The 15,812-nt window shown below is 61.6% G+C and carries 15 protein-coding genes; 3 read left to right on the top strand and 12 right to left on the bottom strand.

The genetic code is table 11. From position 1 onward, the window contains the following. Nucleotides 1-1,413: an ABC transporter substrate-binding protein gene (locus AC1DYF_RS03310; RefSeq protein WP_477875211.1), complete on the bottom strand. Its 1,413-nt coding sequence runs from the start codon at nt 1,411-1,413 to the stop codon at nt 1-3. 346 nt (nt 1,414-1,759) lie between these two features. Here AC1DYF_RS03310 and AC1DYF_RS03305 point away from each other — a divergent pair, with 346 nt between their 5' ends. Then, entirely contained in the window at nt 1,760-2,566 is an 807-nt protein-coding gene (locus AC1DYF_RS03305; RefSeq protein WP_477875209.1) for a Crp/Fnr family transcriptional regulator, read from the top strand. A 14-nt stretch (nt 2,567-2,580) separates the two neighbouring features. On the opposite strand, the gene AC1DYF_RS03300 is transcribed toward AC1DYF_RS03305, so the two are convergent. From AC1DYF_RS03300 to AC1DYF_RS03260, 9 genes are all read right to left on the bottom strand, one after another. Next, nucleotides 2,581-3,537, bottom strand: a complete 957-nt coding sequence (locus tag AC1DYF_RS03300) for a HEAT repeat domain-containing protein (protein WP_477875207.1) — start codon at nt 3,535-3,537, stop codon at nt 2,581-2,583. Between the two features lies 1 nt (nt 3,538). Beyond that, on the bottom strand, nt 3,539-3,772 hold the full coding sequence (locus tag AC1DYF_RS03295) for a 4Fe-4S dicluster domain-containing protein (RefSeq protein WP_064253763.1): 234 nt from the start codon (nt 3,770-3,772) through the stop codon (nt 3,539-3,541). Between the two features lie 11 nt (nt 3,773-3,783). Next, on the bottom strand, nt 3,784-5,520 hold the full coding sequence (locus AC1DYF_RS03290) for a fumarate reductase/succinate dehydrogenase flavoprotein subunit (RefSeq protein WP_477875205.1): 1,737 nt from the start codon (nt 5,518-5,520) through the stop codon (nt 3,784-3,786). Nucleotides 5,521-5,590: 70 nt separating this feature from the next. Next, nucleotides 5,591-5,872, bottom strand: a complete 282-nt coding sequence (locus AC1DYF_RS03285; RefSeq protein ID WP_477875203.1) for a gamma-butyrobetaine hydroxylase-like domain-containing protein — start codon at nt 5,870-5,872, stop codon at nt 5,591-5,593. A 258-nt stretch (nt 5,873-6,130) separates the two neighbouring features. Next, nucleotides 6,131-7,774, bottom strand: coding sequence for an ABC transporter substrate-binding protein (locus AC1DYF_RS03280; protein ID WP_477875201.1), 1,644 nt, complete (start codon nt 7,772-7,774; stop codon nt 6,131-6,133). A 25-nt stretch (nt 7,775-7,799) separates the two neighbouring features. Next, on the bottom strand, nt 7,800-8,579 hold the full coding sequence (locus AC1DYF_RS03275) for a DUF427 domain-containing protein (protein WP_477875199.1): 780 nt from the start codon (nt 8,577-8,579) through the stop codon (nt 7,800-7,802). An 11-nt stretch (nt 8,580-8,590) separates the two neighbouring features. Further along, nucleotides 8,591-9,946 (bottom strand): LLM class flavin-dependent oxidoreductase, encoded by a 1,356-nt coding sequence (locus tag AC1DYF_RS03270; RefSeq protein ID WP_477875197.1) that lies wholly within the window; start codon nt 9,944-9,946, stop codon nt 8,591-8,593. A 147-nt stretch (nt 9,947-10,093) separates the two neighbouring features. Next, nucleotides 10,094-11,131: an ABC transporter permease gene (locus AC1DYF_RS03265; protein ID WP_477875195.1), complete on the bottom strand. Its 1,038-nt coding sequence runs from the start codon at nt 11,129-11,131 to the stop codon at nt 10,094-10,096. Next, complete coding sequence (locus tag AC1DYF_RS03260) at nt 11,128-12,606, bottom strand: sugar ABC transporter ATP-binding protein (protein WP_477875193.1); 1,479 nt, start codon at nt 12,604-12,606, stop codon at nt 11,128-11,130. Before AC1DYF_RS03260 ends, AC1DYF_RS03265 begins: the two co-directional genes overlap by 4 nt. Before the next feature lie 212 nt (nt 12,607-12,818). On the opposite strand from AC1DYF_RS03260, the gene AC1DYF_RS03255 reads away from it, so the two are divergent. Then, entirely contained in the window at nt 12,819-13,862 is a 1,044-nt protein-coding gene (locus tag AC1DYF_RS03255) for a substrate-binding domain-containing protein (protein WP_477875191.1), read from the top strand. Between the two features lie 69 nt (nt 13,863-13,931). Further along, nucleotides 13,932-15,146, top strand: a complete 1,215-nt coding sequence (locus AC1DYF_RS03250) for an acyl-CoA dehydrogenase family protein (protein ID WP_477875189.1) — start codon at nt 13,932-13,934, stop codon at nt 15,144-15,146. A 50-nt stretch (nt 15,147-15,196) separates the two neighbouring features. On the opposite strand, the gene AC1DYF_RS03245 is transcribed toward AC1DYF_RS03250, so the two are convergent. Together AC1DYF_RS03245 and AC1DYF_RS03240 are read right to left on the bottom strand one after the other, a co-directional pair. Continuing rightward, nucleotides 15,197-15,505 carry a type II toxin-antitoxin system RelE/ParE family toxin gene (locus tag AC1DYF_RS03245; protein WP_477875187.1) on the bottom strand — a complete coding sequence of 103 codons (309 nt, stop codon included), beginning with the start codon at nt 15,503-15,505 and terminating at the stop codon, nt 15,197-15,199. Further along, a complete protein-coding gene (locus AC1DYF_RS03240) occupies nt 15,486-15,764 on the bottom strand; it encodes a type II toxin-antitoxin system ParD family antitoxin (protein WP_477875185.1) in 279 nt (92 codons plus the stop codon). The genes AC1DYF_RS03245 and AC1DYF_RS03240 overlap by 20 nt, the downstream gene beginning before the upstream one ends. Nucleotides 15,765-15,812 lie beyond the last annotated feature (48 nt).

Here is a 15,812-nt window from a genome sequence, read left to right as displayed (position 1 = left end):
TCAATTGCTCGCCACGATCGACGCCTTGGCGCTCGTGAAATCCAGCACATTGCCGCCATGCGCCTTGGCCCAGGCTTCCGCGTTCTGCTTGAGCAGGAAGGCGCTGATCTCGCCGCCGTCGGCCCGCACGAACCACGCCTGGTTGCCGAGCAGCTTGATGCTGCTTTCGCGATCCTGCGCATAGAACACCCGGATCGACTTGCCCTCGCCTTCCAGCCCCTTCAGCGCCTTGAAGGCATTTTCCGGCGAGGCGTAGTGACGGACGAGCGGCTCGCCCTTCACCCAGATCTCGGCGACGCGTTTTGGGTCCTTGATCGGTTCGCCGGTGGCGGCGTCCTTGGCGTTCAAGGGCAGTTGCGCATAATTCTTCAGCGCGGCGTCATAATCGAGGCCGGAAGCTTTGAACGCCGCCTTGATATAGCGGTCGTCGACAAAACTGTTCACATCCAGCGACCGGTCGGTCTTCTTGAGATATTTGAGCGTGTCGATGGCGGTCGCCACGGCCTGGCGATATTCCGGCTTCCAGGTGAGATCGCGGGTCTGCAAGCCGAGCGGACCATGGAACAGATAGTCCACCTCCGCATCGACGCCGGTCACCTTGGCGATCAACTCGCTATATTTCTCCGGCTCCTTGGCGATCAGCTGGTCCGCCTCGATCGAAGCGCGGAGATAGGCGACGACGATTTCGGGATATTTCTCAGCATAATCGGCATCGACCAGGGCACCGTGGAAAGTGGGGGTCTTGGCCTGCGATCCGTCATAGATCTTGCGGGCAATGCCGCGCCACGGGAAGAGCTCGGCGAAGGGCACGAAATCGGCATGCGCCTCGATCCGGTTGGCCTGAAGCGCGGGACCGGCCACTTCCGGCGCTTGCGTGATGATGTTGACGTCGTTTTGCGCATCCCAGCCCTCAGCCTTGACTGCCCGGAGCAGCATGCCATGCGATGTCGAGGCAAACGGCACCGAAATCGTCTTGCCCTTGAGCTCAGCGATCGACTGGATGGGCGAACTGGTCGGCACGACAATGCCGTTGCCGCTGCCATTGACGCTGCCGGACAGCACGGTGATGAACAGGCTTCTACGTCCCGCCTTGATATGCGCCAGCCCGTTGAACGAACCCGGGAAATCCGCCATCACGCCGAAATCGAGCTTTCCGGCGATCTGCTCATTGGTGATCGGCGCACCGCTGGTGAAATTCTTCCATTCGATGTCATAAGTGACATCCTTGTACTTGCCGTCATGCGGCAGATATTTGTCGAGCAGTTTCAGTTCGCGGATCATCAGCCCGCCCGTGGCGGTGTTGATCGTCGTGTCCTGCGTGCCGATCGCAACGCGGATGGTTTCGGCATCCGCCGTGGAGGCGAATGCAGCCACCGTCAGGGCTAGGGCAGCCAAATGCGCGCGTAAAATCATCTTCCACCTCGAAATTTGGTCGCCCCGTCATCCGGGCGGTTGGTGTCTCGACCCGGCAGGGATTGCCAGGCTGCTGTCCGAAATCTATGAGGCGGCGGCGCTTCGGGCATAGCAATTACTTGCACAGGGTCACGCGCCGATCCGATTTCGGCTGCCGGCGTGATGGCGCCGCCGCGACCATCACCATGAATTTTCCGATTTAATATCAACTATTTAAAAGGCGACTTTCAGTTAGAGCGAACGGCAAAATGTCCATGCCGGGCCTCAAACACGCAAATATTTTCCTTTATTGTCGATAGAATTTATATATTTTTATCGCGTTTTCGCGACTCGAGAGGAGCCGGATATGAGCCTCGAACTGCATTCAACCAATCTCGACGCCAGAAGCCGCGAGCGGGAGATCGACCTTGATCTTCCCGAACAGGTCATTCTTCCCGGAGACCAGGCGCTGTTCCTCAGCGAAAGCGTCGATGGGCTGGATGAAGGCGCGCATTTCCTCGATGCGCTCAAGCCGGAGGAATGGACGAAGCTCAGGACGCATGGCCGGCGGCTGACCTTCTCGGCCGGGCAGRCAATCTTCACCCAGGGCGACCAGCATGGCGGCATATTCATCATCGAGGGCGGCCAGGTCCGCGTCTTCTACACGGCACCGTCCGGCCGCGAAATCACGCTCGCCTACTGGACATCCGGCAATTTCATCGGCGGTCCGGAAATGACCGGCGGCGGCACGCATATCTGGTCTGGGGAAGCGCTGAGCGCCTGCGAAATCCTCTATGTACCGGCCACGGCGCTGAAAAAGCTGGTCGTTGAGATGCCGAATTTCGCCCTCTGTCTGCTGCAGGGGCTGACGGCAAAAGGCAAATGCTATTCGGCCATGGCCCAAATGCTCGGCACGCGTTCGGTGATCGAACGGCTGGCGCAGTTCCTGATGAATCTCGGCGAGCTTCACGGCGTGCGCGACGGCCGGGCAATCATCATCAATGCCAAGGTAACGCATGACCAGATCGCCGCCATGGTCGGCTCCACGCGGCAATGGGTGACGATGATGATGAAGCGCTTCCAGAAGGAAGGGCTGGTGATGGTGACGCCGCGGCATATCCGCATCGAGCGGCCGCATACGCTACAGGAAATGGTGTCGAAGCGCGGCGCTTGACGCCGCGCTGGTTTTCAACCGAGCCGCGTCAGCGCCCAGCGGACGGTCTTGCGCACGTCCGGATCGGCGTCGGAGATATGCTCCATCAGCGCGTCACGAACCGATGGATCGGCGATTTCGCCCAGTGCTGCGGCCGCTTCCTTCCGGAGTGAGGCCATATCGCTGGCAAGCAGCACGGCAATCTGTTCGACGGCGGAATGCGCTTTCAGTTTGCCAAGTGCATTGAGACATTTCTGCCGGACTTGCCAATAGTCGTCGGCGAGGCCCGAAACCAGTCCTTCGACAGCCGAACCCTGGCCGATGCGGCCGAGCGATTCCGCCGCTGCGGCGCGGACCTGCCAGTTCTGGTCGCCCAATGCGGTCACCACCGCGGCGGCCGCAGCCGGCTGGCTGGTGAAGGACAGGGCGTTCACCGCAACGACGCGGACCGCGGCATCCGCATCGCGCGTCGCGGCGATCAGGGACGGCAGTGTTTCCTCGAGCTTGAGATAGGCGACGACGCCAAGCGCCTGCGCCCGCACATCGGCATCCGCGTCCCGCATCGCCGCAAGCGCAGGTCCAAGCGCAGCCCGCGACCGCAAACCTCTCAGGCCGCGAAAGCCTGCAGCCCGCACGAAGGCGCTCGGGTGGTCGAGCAGTGGCAGGATCGGATCGGCTGCGGCGGGCTCCTTGAGCTCGGCAAGGCTGTCGGCTGCCGCTTGCGCGACAGAGATATCCACATCCGTCACCAACCGCACGAGCCCGCCGGCTGCCTCCGCGCTATCGAATTCGGAAAGCGCGATCGCCACCTGCAGCCGCACCGATGCATCGGCATCATCTGCCGCCTTCAACAGATGCGGCAGGATTTCGGCGCTCGCCGTTTCGGCAAGGTCGATGACCGCAAGCCGGCGCACCGCCGCATCGGGGTCACCGAGACGCTCAGCGATTTCTTCGGCATCGCCGAAATCTTCAAAAGGTTCGAAAGCACTCATGTCAGCGCAACAGGTAGGGGATGTTGACGGTGACTGCGCCGGTCGGGCAGTCGGTTTCGCAGGGCATGCAATACCAGCACTCGTCGAATTTCATATAGGCCTTGCCGGTCAAGTCGCTGATGCGCAGCACATCGAGCGGGCAGACATCGACGCAGACGGTGCAACCCTTGTCGGCAATGCATTTGGCGTCGTCGACGACGACGGGGACCGTGGTGGGTGAAAGAGCAAGCGGCATGGCTTTCCTCGTCAGGCTTGATGGGAAACGCGCAGGCGATCATAGGCCGTGCGCTCCTCGGTCTCGATCGGAACGATATAGGGTTGGACGGCACGCTTCTCGGACACCATGCGGCCATCGGCCTTGCTGAGCAGCGTGTGGCAGAACCAGTTGTCGTCATCCTTTTCCGGATGGTCGACGCGGTTGTGGTAGAGGCCCCAGCGGCTTTCGGTGCGGTAGAGCGAGGCATGCGCCGCCATGTCGGCACAGTCGAGGATCGAGGAGACTTCCAGCGAACGCATCAGTTCATGCGCATTGCGCGCCACGAGCGCGGTATCGAGATCCTCGCGGACTTCGGCGAGCCGCGCCTGGCCGATCCGCATCTTGGCGGTCACCTTGGGCGGCTGCAGATAGTCGTTGACTAGGCGCCGGGCCTTGTATTCCAGCTGGTTGGGCGGAATGCCATCCTCGCGCCTGGTCGGCGCCAGAACGCGCTCGCGCTCAAGCCGGACAAAATCGTTGTCGATATCCGGCAGGTCGGTTTCTCCCGCGATCTCGGCGGCATGCTCGCCCGCGACCGCGCCATTGGTGAAGGCCCCGAGCATATAGTTGTGCGGCACGCTCGCCATATCGCCTGCCGCATAGAGGCCCGGTACGGTGGTTCGCGCGAACTCGTCGACAAACACGCCCGAAGCACTGTGGCCCGAACAGAAGCCGATTTCCGATATGTGCATCTCGATCATCTTGTCGCGATAATCGGTGCCGCGCCCCTCATGGAACCGGCCGCGCGACGGGCGCTCCACCCGGTGCAGAATGTCCTCGATCTCGCCGACCGTGTCGGAATGCAGATGGTTGAGCTTGAGGAAGACCGGCCCCTTGCCCGATTGCAGTTCGTTGTAGAATTCCTGCATCATCTGCCCCGACCAATAGTCGCTCTCGATGAAGCGTTTGCCCTCGTTATTGGCTGTATAGGCGCCGAACGGACCGGCGACATAGGCACAGGCCGGGCCGTTATAGTCCTTGATCAGCGGATTGATCTGGTAGCATTCGAGATTGGCGAGCGCCGCACCCGCATGATAGGCCATGGCATAGCCGTCGCCGGAATTGGTCGGATTCTCGTAAGTGCCGAACAGATAGCCGGAATGCGGCAGGCCGAGCCGGCCCGCTGCGCCCATGCAGAGGATCACCGTCTTGGCCCGGAGCACCAGGAACTCGGCCGTGCGCGTGTTGACCGCAATGGCGCCTGCAATCCGGCCGTCTTTGGCGGTCAGCAGCCGCGTGGCCATATAGCGGTTGGAGACGAGGATGCGCTCGCGCTTGATCTGGCGGTAGAGCGCCTTCTTTACCGTTTCGCCATTCGGCATCGGCAGCACATAGGTGCCGAGGTGATGCACCTTCTTCAGGTCGAAATCGCCATTGGCATTCTTCTGGAAGCGGATGCCGAACCGGTCGAGCTCCTGAATGATGTCGTAGCAGCGCGAGGCATATTTATACACCGGCGCCTGGTCGACGATGCCGTCATTGGCGATGGTGATCTCTTTGGTATATTGCTCGGGCGTGGCATAGCCCGGCACGACGGCGTTGTTCAGCCCGTCCATGCCCATGGAAATGGCGCCCGAGCGCTTCACATTGGCCTTTTCCAGCAGAACCACATTCAGCTTCGGGTTCTTCTGCTTGGCCTTCAGCGCCGCCATCGGTCCGGCCGTGCCGCCACCGATCACCAGCACATCGCAGGCGACTTCCGCCAATCCTTCGATAAAATCGTCCATTCTCAATCCTCAGGCCCGCGGCGTGTCGCCCGAAAGTGGCTCCCGGTTTCGGGATGACGACACGCGCAAATTAAAAGTCGGCGATTTCGCGCAGGTAGCTCCAGGGATAGATGCCCCTATCATGACCGTCGGAGAAAACCAGCCGCACCGCATAGGAGCCGATCGCCTCGGCGCTCGTCACGCTGACACCGTCGAATGAACCCGTCTTGCCATCGACATCGGCACGCACCTGCAGTGCCGCCCGGCTGCGGGCTCTGAGCAGCGACGCCGGAATCGTGGAAACATGACCGTCATCCCATGTGACGGTGAGTGCTTTGCGCTCGTCCGTGAATTTGAGTTGCAGAGGTATCATGGCGCCTTCCCTGATCGTTCGCTGCTATTTTAGGGATCGGCGTAACCGCGACACGCAATAAATTGCCCTGAATTGAAATGCGTTCGAAATATCGGCGCGATTTGTTCGAGCGCCAGTCCAGGACGTTGCGACCGTCGGCAGCCGCTCATGCTTATGCTCGAACTACGACAGGGCGAGGCCCAGGCTTGCGGTTGGGACGCGAGCCTGGGCCTCGAGATATCGGCGTGTTGACGTCGGCAAACCCGACGGGTTCGAGCCTTATGACGAGGCAACCGTTACCCGATCCAGGAACAGGTGCGAGATTGCGGTGAAACGCAAGCCCTGAACCTTCGAGCTGGTGATGCGGCTATATTTCGAGAAATAGGAGATGATCAGCGGCGTTTCATCGAGAAGAAGCGCCTGGATCTTGCTGGCGGTCTCGCGCTGGGTCTTGAGATCGCGCGCCTTGCCGTAATCGACCAGCAGTGCGTCATATTGCGGGTTCTTGAAATGAGCGGCGTTCCAGGTTCCGGTGCTCTTCAGCGTGGCATTGAGGAAGATGTCCGGCGTGCCCCGGTGACCATAGTCGGTGAGGCCGAGGTTGGAGTCCAGCCAGTTGGAGCTGCCGAAGGTCGCCGAGCCGTAATAGGCATCCTGTTGAAGAATGTTGAGCTTGATGTCGATGCCGGCCAGCTTAGCGAAATTCTGGATCAGCACGGCATAGTCAGGGATTTCATAGGCCTGCTCGGTGGTCAGCGTCACCTGGAAGCCGTTGGGGACGCCGGCCTCGGCGAGCAGCTTCTTGGCCTGGGCGATATCCTGCTTGCGCTGCGGAATGGCGGGGTCGGAGGAAGGGAAGATCGGCGCGAACGGCGTGTCGTTGCCGACGATGGCACGGCCCTTGAACAGTCCCTTGACGATAACGTCGCGGTCGATCGTCAGCGCCAGTGCCTGGCGCACGCGCTTGTCCTTGAACGGATCCTGGTCGACGCGCATATGCACTTCGTCATGGGTGCTCGCCTGCACGCTCAGCACCTTGTAGGCGGGATTGTTGTCGACGGCGAGCGCGATGCGCGGCGTATAGGGGATGACGTCGAGATCGCCGGCCTGCAGCGCCAGAACTTGCGCCTGCGGGTCGTCGTAGAACTGGATTTCCAGCCGGTCGGGGAGCGCCTTGTCGCCCCAGTAGCCGTCGTTGCGGACGAAGCTCGCGCCTTGTTTCGGTCGGAAGGATTCCAGCTTGAACGGACCGGTGCCGTTGAACGTCTTCTCGAAATCACCCTTGTAGTCGGCGGGAAGAATGATCGAATTGAACACGTCGGAGGAGACGTAGAACGGGAAATTGCTATTCGGGCTGTCGAGCGTGAAGACGACGGTCAGGTCATCCGAAGCCTTGACGGCGCCCTTCGACAGCAAGCCCTTGTAAGCTGACAGTGCCGAGGAGCCATTGGCCGGATCAACGAGCCGCTCGAATGTGGCCGCGACATCCTTGGCGGAGAGCAGGCGGCCGTCCTGGAATTTCACGCCGGAGCGGATCTTGAACGTCCATTGTGTTGCATCGTCATTGCCGGACCATGAAGTGGCCAGCGACGGCAGCAGGCCTTTCTCCGGGTCGTCCACCAACAGATATTCGCCCACCTGACTGATCAGCGCGATGCTGGCCGGATCTGCGATTTTCACCGGGTCGATGACGCCGGCGGGCTGGTCAAGCGCTACCCGCACCGTCCCGCCGCCCTGGCCTGCAGCACGTGCCGTCGAAACGCCAAAGCCTTGCGACGCGGCAAAGCCGGTCAGGCCGATCAAGGCGGCATAGCGGATCAGGTCGCGGCGGTTCAAGAACCCGGCCGCATGCTCGTCGACCGCAACATTCCAGAGATCGCCGGAAAGCGTGCGGAGCTGGTCGATGTGGTTACGTTTGGTCATCGGACTATCCTATTGAGGTTGAAGATCAGGAGACGCGGCGGCCGTCGAGGCGGATTTCGTCGACAGCATCCGGATAGAAGGCGATCAGACCTTTGATCTTGGGAATTTCAGCCAGTGGATCGAGATAGCTCCAGGCGATGTCCTGCCTTGCAGTGCCGTCGGTCGCCGTGGTCGACCAGTAGGAGGCGATGCCCTTGTAGGGGCAGCGCGTGTGGCTCGCCGAATGCGTCAAGCGGTCCATGCGGATGTCTTCCGGCGGAATGTAGAAACGCGTCGGCAGATGGGTTTCGAACAGCAGCACCGCGCGCCGGCTGTCGGCGATCACCTCGCCACCGACCAGGACTTCGACATGGGCGGAACTCGGGATCGTATCGATGCGCGCATAGGGATCGCGCGGATGGACGAAGATTTCCTCGTCTTCCTCGAACCAGTGATCCGCGGCATTCCAGCGAAACGCGACATAGCCCTTGAGCGGCGCGAAGACGGGATCATCGACCTCGACGAAGGACCATGCGGCATTCTCCTCCGTGCGGCCTGCGGCACCGATGTTCCAGTTCCGCGTCTTGCCGCCAAACCGCTCATGGCGACCGTCGCGCGGGGCGAGAAGGACATCCGGCCGGATCGCCACCTCCGGGAAGAAATAGATCGGCAGGAACTGGTTGCTGCGCAGGATCAGCGTTTCTCGGCTGTCGGCGACCGTCTCGCCGGCAAACTCGACGCGCACGCGCTTGGGGCTGTGAAGGACATTGGTGAGCTTGGGCGTAAAAGGCTCGCGTGGCTGCAATCTGATGGTCTCCTTGCTCATGACGGCCTCCCTCACGACGCCGCGCGTCGATCACTGCCTTCGGCGGAGAAGCGGTTTGGCGGCCGCTGCAGTCCCAGCCGGTCGCGAAAGGTGCCAGGCTCGTATTCGCGGCGGAACACGCCACGGCGCTGCAGATCCGGCACGACCTGGCTGGTGAAGTTCAGCCAGTCTTCCGGCAGCAGGGGGAACATCAGGTTGTAGCCATCGGCGGCACCGGCCTTGAACCAGTCTTCGAGCTGGTCGGCCACCTGCGAGGCCGTGCCGGCAATGGTTGGGACCGCACCGGAATTGGCGAGCCGCTTGGCGATCTCGCCAAGCGTGAGATTCTGGCTCGCCCATAGCTTCACGCGATTAAGCGCCGTCCGGCCGCCGTTGAAGGTCGATTCGTCCGGCAGCGGCGGCAGTGGGCCGTCCAGCGGATAGGCGGTGAGATCCGTGCCGCTCCAGCTCGACAGCAGGTCGACACCGACTTGTTCCGGCATCAGGCTTTCGAGATATTGCTGCCGCTCCTCGGCCTCCGAGACGGAAGCCGCAACGACCGGCAGGACGCCAGGCAGGATCTTGAACGAGTCCGGCCGGCGGCCGAATTTCTTCAGCCGGGCATCGATGTCCTCGCGATAACGCAGCCCCTCCTCCTTGTCGCGGATGATGGCGAAGTGCAGATCGGCATGTGCCGCGGCAAAGTCCTTGCCGGAATCAGACGAGCCAGCCTGGACGATGATCGGATGCCCCTGCGGCGGCCGCGGCACATTCAGCGGGCCACGGACGCGGTAATATTTGCCCTTGTGATTGAGGGAGTGAACCTTGGCTGCATTGGCATAATGTCCCGAGCTCCGGTCGAGCAGGATGGCATCGTCTTCCCAGCTGTCCCAGAGCGACTTGACGACATCGAGGAATTCGTCGGCACGTTCGTAGCGGTCGCCATGGATGAGATTGCCGTCATGGCCGAAATTCTGTGCCTCCTCGTCCATGGCCGAGGTCACCACGTTCCACGAGGCGCGGCCCTTGCTGATATGGTCGAGCGAGGCGAACATCCGGGCGATGTTGTAGGGCTCGCTATAGGAGGTCGAGGCCGTGGTGATCAGGCCGATATGCTCCGTCACCGCGGCCAGTGCCGAAAGCAGCGTCAGCGGTTCGAGCCGCGCATTGGCATAATGGGTGACGCCGCTTTTCACCGAATCCCAGATGGCGACGTGATCGGCAACGAACAGCGTATCGAACTTCGCCCGCTCCGCATCCTGCAGGAGCTTCTTATAGAAGTCGAAATCGAACACTTCGCGCCCCGGCGCCCGCGGATGGCGCCAGGACATTCGATGATCACCCTGGGGATTGAAGAAAAATGCGCTTAAAATCAAATGATCAGCCATCGACGTATTTCCTGACAATCATGTCTGTCTCGTCGCCGGGCATCGGCTCAGGCGGACGTCATCGATAGCGCAAAGGCCGATATTAGTCTACTAAAAATATATTTTTAATATTTAACTATGAAGCAACCCATTGTCTGCATAGGAGAATTACGACCGCCGGCCGAGCCCATAGGTCAGCGCCAGCGCGCCGACCAGCACTGCGCCCTTGACGAAGTCCTGCGTGTAGTAGGGCGCGTTCAGCATGGTGAGGCCATTGAGCAGCACGCCGACGAAAACAGCGCCGGCAGCCATGCCGAAAATATTCGGGCGGCGCTGGTCGAGCACGGCGAAGCCGATCAGCGACGCAGCCACGGCATCCATCAATAGCGACCCGCCGGTCGAAATGTCGCCACGGCCGACGCGAGCGGCGATAATGATGCCGCCGAGACCCGCCAGCATGCCCGAAAGGATATAGGCCATGGTCTTCAGTTTCGCCACCGGAGCACCGGCCAGCCGCGCCGCCACGGCATTACCGCCGACCGCAAACAACAGCCGTCCCGCACGCGTATGCTCCATCAACACATGGAAGATGATGGCCGCGACTACCATGATCACCACGGGGATCGGGATGACACCAAAGAGGCTGGCGCGGCCAATCGTGAGGAAAGCTTTGTCGACCACGCCTGCTGCCTTCGACCCATCCGGCAGGATAAGGCCGGAGGAGATCGACCGGCCGGCCGTCGGGATCAGTTGCAGGCCGCTCAGCAAAAACATCATCGCCAATGTCGCCAGCAGGTCCGGCACGCGCAGCTTGACGATGAGGAAAGCATTGACCGCCCCGACGGCAGCGCCGAAGGCCAGCACCAGCGGCACCGTTTCATAGGCGTTGAGCTGCCAGACGATCATGGCGTAAGTCGCAGCCATGACCGATGAGGCGGCGACCGCGCCGATCGACAGGTCGAAACCGCCGACGGCAAGCGTCAGCGTCACGCCGATGCCAAGCACCGCCACCACTGACACGCCTTGCAATATGCTCATCAGGTTGACGATGTTGATGAACACCGGAACAGCAAGAGAGAAGCCGATGATCATCGCTGCGAGCAGCAGGAGCACGGCGCCGGAGCGGAGGGCCGCGGCGGATCTGGCCAGCCATTGACGAGCGTCCGCTTGGGCAAGTGGCGGATTGCGGCTGTCGATCGTGGTCATGGAGTTTGGCCTTCCTGCTCCGGCTTGATATGCTCGGCCGGCATTATCGTATGGTGGTGGATGTGGAGGATGCGGTCGGCGACTTCGAGCGCTTCCTCGGGATCGGATGTGGCGATCAGCGTCGCGCGGCTGCGATTGGCGCGGATCGCGGCAATAATGTCCTGGCGGGCGCCCACATCGACGCCCTGGAACGGCTCGTCGAGCAGCAGCAGCCGGCAGGGCTCAGCCTCCCAGCGGCCGAGGATCACCTTCTGCTGGTTGCCGCCCGACAGAGAACCGAGGCTGGCACGACCCGATTGCGCCTTGATGCCGAGCCGGGTGATGGCGAAATCCGCCTCAGTGAGATCGCGGCGTCCGGTGGTGAAGCCGCTCGGGAACCATTTGCCGAGATGCGGCAGGCTGATCGTGCGGGCCACGGTATCGCCCGGCCAGCCGGCAGGCATCAGCGACGAGCGGTGCCGGTCCTCCGCCGCCATGAACACGCCGGCATCGATCGCCTCTCTTGGATCGCTTGGCCGGAAAGGACGACCCGCGAGCGTCATCGCTCCTTCGGCAAGCGTTGCCGTGCCGAAAATCGCAGAGAGCAACCGGCTCTTGCCAGCGCCGAGCACACCGGTGACGGCGACGACCTCGCCTTCGAGAATATCGAGATCGAAGAGGTTTGAGTGAGGCAGCAGCCGGGCGCCCTGCAGCCGGAACACCGGCGCACCGCCATGCTCCGCCGCCGCAGCCGGCCGAGACGAGGACAACGAGCGGCCGATCATCGCCTCGATGGCCGCATCGAAATCGACCGGCGCCGAAAATTCCCGCACCATCCGGCCGCCACGCATGACGACGACGCGATCCGCCAACGCCTTCAGGTCAGCGACGCGGTGGGAGATATAGAGAATGGCAAAGCCTTTCGCACGCAATCCCCTAAGGATGTCGTAGAGCCGCTCCGCCTCGCGGCCAGAGAGACTGGCGGTGGGCTCGTCGAGGATCAACAGCGACGCCTTGCGATCGATGGCACGGGCGATCGCCAGCAATTGCCGGCCGGCGGCCGGCAGATCAGCGAAATCGGTGTCGAGCGGCAGGTCGAAACCGGCCTGATCGAGCATCTTCTTGGCCCGCCGGTGGACGGCGGCACGGTTGAGAAAGAACGGCGCCGAACCGTCGGCATAGGCATCAAGCAGCAATGTATCCGCCACACTGAGGCCAGGCGCGCCGAGTCGGTCGGTCGATTGGTGTACGGTCACGACGCCATGCCTGGCCGCCTCGGCCGGCGACCGCGGCGCATAGTTCCGGCCATTCAATGTGATGGTACCGGCATCGGCGGAGAAAGCGCCGGAGAGGATATTGACCAGCGTCGATTTGCCGGCGCCGTTAGCGCCCATCAATGCGACGATCTCACCCGCATCGAGCGAAAGCGCGGCACCGGCCAGCGCCCGCGTCGCCGCAAAGGATTTTTCGATGTTCTCGACAGTGAGCAGCGGCATGATCGACCCATAATCATATAATCGATGTATATTATGTGTTGTTCCCAAGCGAAGGGCATGGGGTTTCAACTTCGGTGGCGTGGCGGCAACGCCGTTTCCGAAACCGAGCATAAATTGGTATGATTTTATTGTATAGTATTTTTATGGATTTTATGTTTAGTAGAAGCCATGCCCTTCGAGGCAACAGGCTGGCAACAGCAAGGAGCACTCTCATGAAATCCTATCTCAAGACGGCGGCCACAGCACTTTTCGCGGCGGCAAGCTTTGCCGGCATCGGGCACGCGGCAGACGCCAAGGCACCGGCGCCGTTTGACAAGCCGGGCGTCAAGGTGGCACTGATTTCCTACATTTCCGCCGGCGACTTCTTCCAGGCCTACCAGTCCGGTGCCGAGAAGCAGGCCAAGGCGATCGGCATCGACCTGCGCGTCTTCCCCGGGCGCCAGGATGCCGCCGAGCAGCGCGACCAGATCCAGCAGGCGATCAATCTCGGCGTCAAGGGCATCGTCATCGATCACGGCCAGCCGGAAGCCCTAGGCGACGTGGTGCAGAAGGCGCTCGACGCCGGCATCAAGGTCGTGGCCTTCGACGTCAATCTCAACAATGCGAAAATCCCGCAGGTCGAGCAGAGCGATCATGAGATCGCCAAGCTCGGTCTCGAGCAGGCCTTGAAGGACAATGGCGACAAATTCACCGCCGGCTATGTCTATGTCGCCGGTTTTGCGCCGCTCGACCGCCGCAACGAGATCTGGGAAAAGTTCAAGGCCGACAACAAGGGCGTGGTCGAAAAGGCGCATTTCGGCGTCGTCAACGACACGACGGCGACCAGCACCGCCGACCAGGCCAAAGCGTCGCTGCAGGCCAATCCGGATATCACCGTCGTCTTCGCGCCCTATGACGAATTCGCCCGCGGCGTGAAGCTTGCGGTCAACGATCTCGGCCTCGCAGATAAAATCAAGATCTATTCGGCCGATGTTTCCACCGCTGACATCCAGGAGATTACCGAGGATGGCAGCCCGTGGAAGGCGACAGTGGCTACCAATCCGGCCGTGGTTGGCGCCGTGTCGATCCGTGCCGTGGCGCTCAGCATTGCCGGCGAGGACGTGCCGCATTCGATCCTCGTCAAGCCGGCGCTGCTGACACAGGATTCGCTGCGCAAGGCCGGCGTCAAGACGATCGAGGAACTTGCAGCCAAGGTGCCGTCGTTCAGCGAGAGCGATGCGGTCAACGCGCCGTGGATTCCGGCAAAACTCTACTGATGACCATCGCGGCGGCGGCGTCCTTGGATGCCGCCGCTTCGTGATTCCGATCTTTCCCCGGAGAAACCCATGAGCACCCTTCATCTCGTCAAGAAAACCGAAGATGTCGACGATCGGCGCGACACGCTCTTCGCCCGCGCTGAAGCGATTGCCAGCGATCTCGCCGATCGAGGGGCCAGCCTCGACCGCGACGGCAAGCCGCCCTATACCGAGATCAGCATCCTGAAATCGTCCGGCCTGCTGAACGCACTGCACGCGCCGCAGATCGGCGGCAGCGGCCTGTCATGGGTCGACGGCTTGCGTCTGGTGCGCATCCTGGCACGCGGGGAGGCTTCGATCGGCCAGCTGCTCGGCTATCACTTCGTCAACAGCCAGTATATCTATTGGGCACACCAGGATCCCGACAAGGCGGCCGTACTCGGCCAGGAGACCGTGTCGAAAAACCTCTATTGGGGTGCTGCCGTCAACCCGCGCGATCCGGGCCTGGTGCTGAGCCGTCAGGGCGACCACTATGTGCTCAACGGCCGCAAGACATTCTCGACCGGCGCCCATATTTCCGACCGGATCAATGCCAATGCGGTGTTCGAAGACAAGATCGCCAACTTCGTCATCCCCACCGACCGGCCCGGTTACATCGCCAATGACGACTGGGACAATTTCGGCCAGCGGCTCTCGGACTCCGGCAGCGTCGAATTCCGTGATTTTCCCGTCTATCACAGCGATTTCGTCCTGCCGCTCGCCGATCCCGACCAGGCACCCTCGGTGCTCGCCACGTTCAACACGCCGTTAATCCAGTTGGTCTTCGTCAACTTCTATCTCGGCACCGCCGAGGGGGCGCTCGCGACCGCGCTCGACTATGTGCGCAAGACGACCCGGCCGTGGATCACCTCCGGCGTGGAGAGCGCCAAACAGGATCCGTATATCCTGGAGCGGATCGGTGAGTTCACGGCGCAGCTGAAGGCCTCTGCCGCACTTGCCGACGTCGCTGCCGAAGCCGTACAGTCGGCCCTGCTGCGCGGTCCCGCTGTCACCGCCCGCGAGCGCGGCGAGGTCGCCGCCGAGGCTTATGCCGCCAAGGTCCATTCAACACATGTGTCGCTGGACATCACGTCGCGCATCTTCGAACTCATGGGCGCCCGCGCCACTGCCTCGAAACACAAGTTCGACCGCTACTGGCGCAATGTCCGGACGCACACGCTGCACGATCCGGTGTTCTACAAGGCGCGCGAGGTGGGTGAGTTTGCCCTGAACGGGACGATTCCGGAGGTTAGCCTATATAGCTAACCGCCGTCGATGTTTTGCCGCCCGACCTTTCCGTTTGGTCGGGCGAGTTGCTACACGGTAAACTCGTCTTCGTCGATGTCGCGAAACCGGCTCATGACCCGCACGATGTCGACAACTCCGGGCAAAATTCGGTAAAAGGCCGAGTAGTTGCCGATCGAAAAGCTTCGGATGTCAGGATGCAGTTCCGGCCGAGCTCGCCCGGCAAGCGGCGTTTCAGACAGCATGGCGAAAACCTGCTCGAACCGTCGCAACAGCTTATCCGCGGCCGGCGGATTGTCGTCGGCGATATAGGACCAGATCTCAATGAGGTCGCGTCTTGCCTGTGGCGTTCGCGTGATATTAAGAGCCACGGCCAACACGTTTTCTGTTCGATGCGTGTTGCTGCCGCGCCTCTTCGAGGATCGAATCCATATCAAGTGGTTCGGAAGGGCCACTTTGCATGCCGTCGCGAATAGCTTCGCGCAAGGCCACCAGCTTTGCCTCACGGAGATTTTCGCGCTCTTCAAGCAGGCGAAGCCCATCGCGCATGATCTCGCTTGCGGACGCGTACCGGCCGCTGTCGACGAGACGCCGAACAAACTCCTCGAAATGTTCTCCTAAAGTGTAGCTGGACGGCATAGTAAATCTCCTTTGTAGGGATAATATCATTTTATGATATTTCTCGCC

This window comes from Rhizobium sp. P2_G9 (assembly GCF_056403475.1).
Note: the sequence above shows the minus strand (reverse complement) of the source record. Positions and strands in the feature narration are given on the sequence as shown.

What these genes read in the sequence shown, in the direction of transcription:
- AC1DYF_RS03310 (WP_477875211.1), bottom strand. Translation starts at nt 1,413, where the DNA reads ATGATTTTACGCGCGCATTTGGCTGCCCTAGCCCTGACGGTGGCTGCA.
- AC1DYF_RS03300 (WP_477875207.1), bottom strand. Translation starts at nt 3,537, where the DNA reads ATGAGTGCTTTCGAACCTTTTGAAGATTTCGGCGATGCCGAAGAAATC.
- AC1DYF_RS03295 (WP_064253763.1), bottom strand. Translation starts at nt 3,772, where the DNA reads ATGCCGCTTGCTCTTTCACCCACCACGGTCCCCGTCGTCGTCGACGAC.
- AC1DYF_RS03290 (WP_477875205.1), bottom strand. Translation starts at nt 5,520, where the DNA reads ATGGACGATTTTATCGAAGGATTGGCGGAAGTCGCCTGCGATGTGCTG.
- AC1DYF_RS03285 (WP_477875203.1), bottom strand. Translation starts at nt 5,872, where the DNA reads ATGATACCTCTGCAACTCAAATTCACGGACGAGCGCAAAGCACTCACC.
- AC1DYF_RS03280 (WP_477875201.1), bottom strand. Translation starts at nt 7,774, where the DNA reads ATGACCAAACGTAACCACATCGACCAGCTCCGCACGCTTTCCGGCGAT.
- AC1DYF_RS03275 (WP_477875199.1), bottom strand. Translation starts at nt 8,579, where the DNA reads ATGAGCAAGGAGACCATCAGATTGCAGCCACGCGAGCCTTTTACGCCC.
- AC1DYF_RS03270 (WP_477875197.1), bottom strand. Translation starts at nt 9,946, where the DNA reads ATGGCTGATCATTTGATTTTAAGCGCATTTTTCTTCAATCCCCAGGGT.
- AC1DYF_RS03265 (WP_477875195.1), bottom strand. Translation starts at nt 11,131, where the DNA reads ATGACCACGATCGACAGCCGCAATCCGCCACTTGCCCAAGCGGACGCT.
- AC1DYF_RS03260 (WP_477875193.1), bottom strand. Translation starts at nt 12,606, where the DNA reads ATGCCGCTGCTCACTGTCGAGAACATCGAAAAATCCTTTGCGGCGACG.
- AC1DYF_RS03255 (WP_477875191.1), top strand. Translation starts at nt 12,819, where the DNA reads ATGAAATCCTATCTCAAGACGGCGGCCACAGCACTTTTCGCGGCGGCA.
- AC1DYF_RS03250 (WP_477875189.1), top strand. Translation starts at nt 13,932, where the DNA reads ATGAGCACCCTTCATCTCGTCAAGAAAACCGAAGATGTCGACGATCGG.
- AC1DYF_RS03240 (WP_477875185.1), bottom strand. Translation starts at nt 15,764, where the DNA reads ATGCCGTCCAGCTACACTTTAGGAGAACATTTCGAGGAGTTTGTTCGG.